This window comes from uncultured Meiothermus sp. (assembly GCF_937863175.1).
GTDB lineage: Bacteria > Deinococcota > Deinococci > Deinococcales > Thermaceae > Meiothermus.
This window is the reverse complement of the sequence record NZ_CALMCQ010000424.1, coordinates 1-1862: the sequence shown is the minus strand read 5'-3', so window position 1 is coordinate 1862 and position 1862 is coordinate 1. Positions and strand designations below refer to the sequence as shown.

Below are 1862 nucleotides of genomic sequence, written 5' to 3'. Positions count from 1 at the left end.
GCTTTGAGAGTGAGCTGGCCAAGCGAATGGGCAGCCCCTCGAGGCGAAGACCTATTCTGAACGCCTGGAAAGCCTATCTGGAGGCCAGTGGGGGCAATTTAGAGGCCGTGCGAAGTTTTTATGCCGGGCTGCTGAGCCATCCTCGAGAGCGTCTCGAAGCGCTGGTTTATGCAATGCATCTGCCCTTTATCGAGTTCTACGTAAAGGTTTTACCCCAGTATCTTCCTGCCCAGGGCAGGGTTCTGGAAGTGGGGGCTTTTACGGGGGCCCTGGTCAAGCTGTTGCAGGAAGCCCGCCCCGAACTGGAATGGCATGCCCTGGAGGGGGTGCCACAGGCGGTGATGCTGGGGAAGGCCCGCACCGGGGAGACCGTACAGTGGCACGAGGGTTGGTTTCCCATGCAGCAGGACTTGCCCCTGATGGATGCGGTGCTGCTGCTCTCCTGCCTGCCGGAGGGCTATCTGGGTACCTTGCCGGCGTCCCTCGAGGAGGCCGCCTACTTCCAACATTTCGACTTATGCCAGCGATTGCAGGGCCTGAGGGGCGTGCTCAGACCGGGGGGGGTACTGGCCTATGGACACGGCCCATTTTTGGGGAAGAACCCCCGGGCAGCAATGAGAGCGTTACAACAATTGGGTTTTACTGAGGTGCAGCAGGTGGGCGAGGGTGAGTATGCCCTTATTGCCGCGCGAATGCCCACCGTGCTGCTACAACCGGAGCCGCAAGTGCTTCCGATTCCGCCGGTAGAGCCGGCCCCAAGAATATCGGAGCCCGCTCTACTGGCCGATCCCCTTCCGTCCACCGGTGAAATCTGGGCCTTGCTCGAGGAAGGAGCCTATGCTGAAGTTCTCACGCGGGTACCCGCGGGCACCGTCGGTGAACCGAGCTATCTGCGGGGAAGGGCCCTGTGGGCCCTCTCGCGCTTTGCCGAGGCAGACGAGGCGCTGGCGCTGGCCGGTCGCCCCGAAGCAGAGGATTTGCGGGTGTTGTGCTGGGCCGAACTGGAAGATTACCGGAGGGCCCTGCCTCGTCTGGAGGAGCTGGCCAGCCGTGGTGGACGCTTCAAGCTGGCCCTGGGAAAAGTTTGCATCGGTCTGGGGCGCTTGTCCGAAGCACTGCGCCAACTCTACGAATGTGGTTTGCCCGAGGCCGAAGTGTACCTGAAGATAGCCCTCGAGCGTACCGAGGAACGGGCCCTGCGGCTCTCGCGGGAGGGGGATTGGAGCGAGGCCAGCCGCCGGGTAGAGTTTGTGGAAGACCTTTCGCCCGCCCTACTCACCCGGGGGTTGCTGCGGCTGGGTTTGCAAGCCACCCTACAGCAGGGTTTGTGGAGTCGGGCCGAGCGCTACGCCCAGCGCCTCTACGATCTGGGCGAGTCCTCCGGCGCACTGGGCCTGGCGCTGGTGGGCCTCAAGGTGCGGGGGCCGGAAGCGCTGGATGGGGTGCCGCTGGGCGACCTGAAGGAAGCCGAACCCTACCTGACCGATGCCGTAGCGCGGGCCGAGGATGCGACTGCCCTGTTGGCACTGGGTATGCTGCGCCACCGCGAAGGACGGCATCCCGAGGCGGTGCGCCACCTGGAGCGGGCAGCGCGCGAATCGAAAGGGGAGCCTGGCGGTATGGCTTATCACCTGCTGGCGATCTCCAAGCGCTCGATGGGCCACCCGATGCTGGAAATCCTGGGTGACCACAAGCGGGCCCACGCCCACCGGGCCTATCCGGTGCCGATGCTCTACCGCTTTGCAGAAGAGTCCCTGCAAGCCGACGAACCGGTGCTGGCCCGCGAGTTTCTGGGCCGGGTGCGCGAGGCGGGTTTGCAGCATTTTCGCGATATCGGCTCGGTACTGAAGCTGGTCGAGACC

Annotated in this window: 1 protein-coding gene; it reads left to right on the top strand. The window is 64.1% G+C overall.

The annotated features are described in order from the left end of the window. Positions 1–1862 (top strand): hypothetical protein (locus Q0288_RS16010; protein ID WP_299432669.1); only part of this gene is annotated, 1862 nt, incomplete at both ends.